This is a genomic window from Frankia sp. EI5c (genome assembly GCF_001636565.1).
GTDB lineage: Bacteria > Actinomycetota > Actinomycetes > Frankiales > Frankiaceae > Parafrankia.
The window spans coordinates 1-5,795 of sequence record NZ_LRTK01000142.1; the positions used below are offsets into that span (position 1 = coordinate 1).

Below are 5,795 nucleotides of genomic sequence, written 5' to 3' on the forward strand. Positions count from 1 at the left end.
CAGCACCACGAGCAGGTTGCTGACCATGGCCGCCTTACGCTCCTCATCCAGTTCGATGACGTTCTCGCGGTCGAGCCGCGCCAGGGCCGCCTCGACCATGCCGACGGCGCCCTCGACGATCCGGGACCGGGCCGCGACCACCGCTCCTGCCTGCNGACGCCGCAACATCGCCTGGGCGATCTCGGGGGCGTAGGCGAGCCGGGTGATGCGNGATTCGATGACGCGGACCCCGGCCGAGGCGACTCGGGCCGTGATCTCGCGGGAGAGTCTCGCGGTGATCTCTTCCGCATTGTCGCGCAATGACATGATCTCGGGCGCGGCATCGTAGGGATAGCTGGTCGCGATGTGCCGGACGGCGGTCTCGGACNGGATGGCCACGAACGCGACGAAGTCGTCCACCTCGAAGACAGCCTGCGCGGTGTCCTCGACCTGCCAGACCACGACGGCCGCGATCTCGATCGGGTTGCCGTCGGCGTCGTTGACCTTGGCCACGCCGCTTTCGTGGTTGCGGATCCGGGTCGAGACCTTCCGCCGGGTGGTGAAGGGGTTCACNCAGCGCAGGCCGGTCGTGCGGATGGTGCCGGCGTACCGCCCGAACAGGGCCACGACCCGGGCCTCCCCGGGTGCGACCGGGGTGAGGCCGCCCAGCGCGACCAGTGCGGCGATGAGGCCGAGCACGCCCAGAACGACCAGAACGGCGCCCGGCGCGGGGTGGTCACCGGCGGCGAGGGCGACGCCCGCGCCGGCGATCCCGGCACCGATCACGATTCCGATCACCGCCAGCAGCAGCGCGAGCAGCCCCGAAGCGTCGCGGGCGGGATGTTCACGGACGGCGGGCTCGGGCATGTCGACGACGTGATCGGTTCCGGGTTCTGCAGAGTGGGTGGCCATGGGTGCCTCCTGGTTCGTCGGGGCTCGCCGCGCCAAGCTCATCTTGATATCAATCTGATATCAGATTAACGCGCTACTATGTCGTCGTCCACGAGTCGGGGGCGACCGGAGGTGACTGATGGCGGACAGGCGTCTGGAGATCGACGACGTTCGCAAGCGCTACGGCGAGGTGACCGCCCTCGACGGGATGACCTTCGATGTGCGGGCGGGCGAGCTCTTCGGGTTCGTCGGCAGCAACGGCGCGGGCAAGACCACGACGATGCGGATCGTGCTCGGGGTGCTCGCGGCCGACAGCGGCGAGGTTCGGTGGGCGGGCCGTCCGGTCGACCTCGCCGCCCGCCGGCGGATCGGCTACATGCCCGAGGAGCGGGGCCTCTATCCGAAGATGAAGGTCGGCGACCAGGTCGTCTACCTGGCCCGCCTGCACGGGATGTCGGCACCGGCCGCCCGCCGCGGCGCCGAGGTGTGGCTGGAGCGGCTCGGGGTGGCCGCGCGCCGCGACGACGAGGTCCAGAAGCTCAGCCTCGGTAACCAGCAACGGGTGCAGCTCGTCGCTGCGCTGGTCCACGATCCGGAGGTCCTGGTGCTCGACGAGCCGTTCTCCGGGCTGGACCCCGTCGCGGTCGACGTGATGAGCCAGGTGCTGCGCGAGCGGCGGGCGGCCGGGGNGCCCGTGCTGTTCTCCAGCCACCAGCTGGAGCTCGTCGAGCGGCTCTGCGACCGGGTCGGGATCGTCGCGTCCGGGCGCATGGTCGCCTGCGGCACGGTGGACGACCTGCGGGGGAGCGGTGCCGAGCAGATCATCGTGGAGGTGCCCGGCGCACCGCCCGACTGGGCGCTGGACCTACCTGGAATGACGGTCCGCCACACCGAGGGTGACCGAACCGTGGTCGACCTCGCGCCGGGCGCCGATGACCAGGATCTGCTGCGCCGGGCCCTGGCCGCGGGGCCGGTCCGGGAGTTCCGCCGCCGCCGACCGACGCTGGCCGAGCTGTTCCGATCCGCGGTGCACCCGGAGGGGGAACCCGGCACGCCAGGAGGTGCCGGGCCGCCGGATGGCACTGGCCCGGACCACGGGGACGGCGAGTCGGCATACCCGGGCGGTGGTGGATACCGACACGGTGCAACGACGCACGGTGCGACCCCGACACACGGTGCGACCCCGATACACGGCGATCCGAGCACGGCGGAGGAGACGGTGGCATGAGCACGGGATCCGGGGAGCCCGCGGGCGGTGCGGGCGGGTTCGCGGGTGTCCCGGCCCAGGGCGGCCCGGCGCGGGACGGAGCTGGGCCGCCTCGGCCCGCAGCGCCGGCACCCGCTGCGGACCCGCGCGCACCCGCCGGCCGGGATGACCGTGGCACGCCGCCGGCCCTGAGCTCCTGGACGGTGGTGCGGCTGGTCNCCGGGCGTGAGCTCGCCCTGCGGCTGCGTTCGAAGGTCTTTCTGATCACGACCGCCGCGGTCCTCGTGCTGCTCGTCGGCGTCGCGGTCGCCGTCAACCTGGTCGGTGGGCGGGACGCCGCCCAGTCGGTCGGTGTGCTCGCGGCGGAGTCCACGGTCGCCGGGTCGCTCGAGACGGTCGCCGGGAGCCTCGACGTCGACCTCAAGACCCGGGAGGTGCCCGACGAGACCACCGGGTTGCGCCAGGTCGCGGACAGCGACCTCGACGCGCTGGTCACCGCCGCGCCGAACGGCCTGCGGGTGGCGGTCAGGGAGAACCTGAGCGACGACCTGCACGCGGTGCTCACGGTGCTCGCGCGCCAGCAGGTTCTCGACAACGAGATCAGCGTGCTCGGCGGGGACCCGGCCCGGGTCGACGAGACCGTCGCCGCGGCCGGAGTGGAGGTCACCGAGCTCGACCCGGCACCGGCCTACCAGGACGAGCGTCTCGTGCTGGGCTTCGCGTCGGCATTGCTGATCTACATGGGCCTGATGCTTTTCGGGCCCGCGGTCTCGCAGGGGGTGGTCGAGGAGAAGTCGAGCCGGGTCGTCGAGCTGCTGTTGTCCACCGTCCGTCCGTGGACTTTGATGGCGGGCAAGGTCCTGGGCATCGGCCTGGTCGCGCTGATCCAGATGATCGTGCTCGCGGGAGGCGGCCTGGCCGCGTCGCTGGCCACCGGGGCGCTCACGCTTCCGTCCGGTGAGGCCGCCAGCACCGTGGTCTGGTCCGTGGCCTGGTATGTGATCGGCTTCTTCCTGTACGCGCTGCCGTTCGCCGCCGTCGGCGCGATGGTCTCCCGGCAGGAGGACCTCGGAGGAATCTCCAGCCCGTTGGTCCTGTTGCTCGTCGTGCCCTGGGTGCTCGGCGTGTCGATCGTGCCCGGCGATCCCGACAACCGTCTGATCGAGATCCNGTCGATGGTGCCGCTGTTCTCCCCCGTCCTGATGCCGATGCGCATCGCGCTCGGGGCGGCGCCGGCCTGGCAGCTCGGGTTGTCCGTCCTGCTGGCGCTGGCGTTGATCGGTGTGTTCGTCCGGGCCACCGGGCGGATCTACCAGAACGCGGTGCTCCGCACCGGCGCCCGGGTCTCGTTCGCGGACGCGCTCCGCCGCGCCTGAGAGCCTGGCCGCGCCCGAGAGCTCGGCCATGCCTGACAGCCCCGCGCTCCGCGTCCGCTGCCCGCGCCCGCTGCCGCGCCCACGCCAGCTCCCAGCGGCAGGCGGCGTGGCACGCGGCAGCTGGTCAGATCCGGTGGCTGGTCAGACCTGTCGGTTCATGCCCGTGAGCACATAACCGATCTTGCGCCAGGTGTCGGGGCCGCAGACGCCGTCGTCGCCGATGCGACCGAACCAGGGTGTGGCATACCGCTGCAGGGCGGCCACTCGGGCGGCGGTCTGCGGACCGTAGATTCCGTCGGGGACAAGTCGGTAGGGGTCACCGGACGTGGCCTCGTGCCCGAAGATGATGTTCAGTGCGTTCTGGAGGGTGATCACCGCGGATCCCCGGGCGCCCTCCCGCAGAGTCGGCATTCCCGCGTACCGCTGGCGGGGGTCGGCGAGGGTGGAAGGCCCCAGCGCCGCCGCCAGGATGTCCCCCCGGCGGTTCGCGCGGATGTCCCCGGGGCAGCTGTGGGCACCCCACGCCGCGCCGCCCATGCGGTNGGTTCCGAGGCCGTAGCCGTTGGGGCTGTCAGCGATCTCCGCCCGCCAGCCGAACTCGCTGATTCCCCACGCGAAGAACTCTCCGAGACGCTGGATCTGCACCGGTGTGTAGTCCTCGGTGTCGTATCCCTCGCATTCGACGCTGATCCAGAACGGGTTTCCCGCTGCCTGCGCCNAGGCGCGACGGTCGAACGGAACGTACTGCTCGAACTCCCCCGCCCTGGACAGCCACAGATGGGCGCTCACCTCGCTGGCCGGATTGTCGAACCAACCGAAGAGCGAGCCGTTGCCGACCTGGACATGGGGGATGAGCCCACGGGTCGGCTGCGTCATGGCGCCCGAGGTGTTCCGGACCGGGCGGTAACGCGCCGGCGGATAGAGGGTCGCTGCCATGATCAGCACCAGTCCGGTGTGATCGTCGGGTCTGGGGCGATCGCCCTGTCGGAGGTCGGTGTCCTGGCTGGGCGGGTGCGGCCCGGCTGCCGTGGTTGTGGGCGAGTCACGTCGTCCTCTTGTTCCCGTTGTCTTTTTCCGTCGCCTGGCGCCGGCNGCTCAGGGCTTCCGGCCCATCGGGGTGTGCCGGTTCGCGCTGGATCGCCCGGCGTGAGAGGCATCCGAGGGATTCCTACCCCTACGGGGAGCCTGGGGCACACCTGGGTCGTCCGTACCCCGTGATGGACGTTCCCGGAGAGGTGCCTCGTCATCCGTAATGCGGTATTTGCAATGAATTTGCCGGGCCGCCTGGCGGGCGGGAGTCACTGAGTGCAATCGCGTCCGGTAGAGCCTGTGATCGCGGGCGATCAGGCCTGAGTGTCGCCAAGACGACAGTCCGAGTGTTGCCCGGCAACGGGGCAACGACGTCATCCGACGTGTTTGTCTGACCCTGTGTGCAGGGGAGGGGTGGTGTCGATGACTATTACGCGATCATTGAGAACCGGACGGGTGGCGCTGGTGGCGGCTCTGACCGTCGCGGGTGCCTTCACCGTCGCCGGTCAGCCGGCGGCCCAGGCGGGCGGGACTCCGGCGGCGGAATGCCCCGGCGGCCGGGAGTTTGCCGTGGCCGACCCGGGTGACGAGCCGGATCCGGGTCCTCCGGTACATCTCGCGGCCGGGTTCTACGCGCAGACCGCGGCCTTCTGGCCGCCCCGCTCGGCGCTGCTGTGCAGGACGGAGTCGGGCCGCAGGCAGCCGGGCGCGCGGATCGCCGCGACCAACAACGTGGGATGCCCGCCGGGTGCCAGGGAGCTGCTCGTGCCCGACGAGATTCCCGCCAGCTACGACACTCCCGTGGTGGCGCGTTCCGGGGTGTACCTGCCCGCGGGCTGGTACACCCTCGCGTCGCAGGACGTCGGTGNGGAGGGCGTGGCCTCGACGAACACCGGCGTGGGCTCGACGACCACCGGGACCGCGGCCCGCTCGCCGCGAGGATCGGTCTCCGCGCGGGGCTCGATCACCTGGACAGCCGTGTGCTGGAGCAGGACAGCCCCACCGGCACCGGCACCGGCACCAACACCGACATTGGCAGCGGCATCCTGACCTGGCTTGGCCCGGCTCGGTCTGGTCCGGCCGGGATCGGAACCCGGCCCGACGGCGGCGGCTGGCCCGGGGCGCGACGAGGGCCGCCCCGGATGACCGGGACGGCCCTCGTGCGCGGCCTGCGGATCAGTAGCGGTAGTGGTCCGCCTTGTAGGGGCCCTCCACCGGAACACCGATGTAGTCGGCCTGCTGCTTGGTCAGCGTCGTGAGCTTGACGCCGAGCGCGTCCAGGTGCAGGCGCGCGACCTTCTCGTCCAGGTGCT

4 protein-coding genes and 10 pseudogenes are annotated in these 5,795 nt (G+C 71.4%); 5 read left to right on the forward strand and 9 right to left on the reverse strand.

Going from position 1 to position 5,795, the window contains the following annotated elements; all coding sequences use genetic code 11:
* The 5 pseudogenes from UG55_RS45875 to UG55_RS44850 all read right to left on the reverse strand — a co-directional run.
* Positions 1-154 (reverse strand): annotated as a pseudogene (locus UG55_RS45875) (SPFH domain-containing protein); the annotation flags it as partial.
* A 1-nt stretch (position 155) separates the two neighbouring features.
* A pseudogene (locus UG55_RS44835) lies at positions 156-210 on the reverse strand (hypothetical protein); the annotation flags it as partial.
* A 1-nt stretch (position 211) separates the two neighbouring features.
* Positions 212-367 (reverse strand): annotated as a pseudogene (locus UG55_RS44840) (SPFH domain-containing protein); the annotation flags it as partial.
* Between the two features lies 1 nt (position 368).
* Positions 369-552, reverse strand: a pseudogene (locus UG55_RS44845) (SPFH domain-containing protein); the annotation flags it as partial.
* Position 553: 1 nt separating this feature from the next.
* Positions 554-891: pseudogene (locus UG55_RS44850) on the reverse strand (SPFH domain-containing protein); the annotation flags it as partial.
* A gap of 118 nt (positions 892-1,009) precedes the next feature.
* On the opposite strand from UG55_RS44850, the gene UG55_RS44855 reads away from it, so the two are divergent.
* The 5 genes and pseudogenes from UG55_RS44855 to UG55_RS44870 all read left to right on the forward strand — a co-directional run.
* The coding region (locus tag UG55_RS44855; protein WP_242425160.1) for an ABC transporter ATP-binding protein at positions 1,010-1,559 on the forward strand (550 nt) is incomplete at its 3' end.
* A 1-nt stretch (position 1,560) separates the two neighbouring features.
* Positions 1,561-2,098, forward strand: a pseudogene (locus UG55_RS44860) (DUF4162 domain-containing protein); the annotation flags it as partial.
* A pseudogene (locus UG55_RS44865) lies at positions 2,095-2,295 on the forward strand (hypothetical protein); the annotation flags it as partial. The pseudogenes UG55_RS44860 and UG55_RS44865, both read left to right, overlap by 4 nt.
* A 45-nt stretch (positions 2,296-2,340) precedes the next feature.
* Positions 2,341-3,247: ABC transporter permease (locus UG55_RS26605; RefSeq protein ID WP_242425162.1), on the forward strand; the 907-nt coding region annotated here is incomplete at its 3' end.
* 1 nt (position 3,248) lies between these two features.
* Positions 3,249-3,453: pseudogene (locus tag UG55_RS44870) on the forward strand (ABC transporter permease); the annotation flags it as partial.
* A gap of 141 nt (positions 3,454-3,594) precedes the next feature.
* Here the strand turns inward: UG55_RS44870 and UG55_RS44875 are convergent.
* The 4 genes and pseudogenes from UG55_RS44875 to UG55_RS45880 form a co-directional block, all read right to left on the reverse strand.
* A partial coding sequence (locus UG55_RS44875; RefSeq protein ID WP_242425161.1) for a peptidoglycan-binding protein occupies positions 3,595-3,995 on the reverse strand: 401 nt, incomplete at its 5' end.
* Position 3,996: 1 nt separating this feature from the next.
* A pseudogene (locus UG55_RS44880) lies at positions 3,997-4,171 on the reverse strand (N-acetylmuramoyl-L-alanine amidase); the annotation flags it as partial.
* 1 nt (position 4,172) lies between these two features.
* Positions 4,173-4,389: pseudogene (locus UG55_RS44885) on the reverse strand (N-acetylmuramoyl-L-alanine amidase); the annotation flags it as partial.
* A gap of 1,269 nt (positions 4,390-5,658) precedes the next feature.
* Positions 5,659-5,795 (reverse strand): adenosylhomocysteinase (locus UG55_RS45880; protein ID WP_131799268.1); only part of this gene is annotated, 137 nt, incomplete at its 5' end.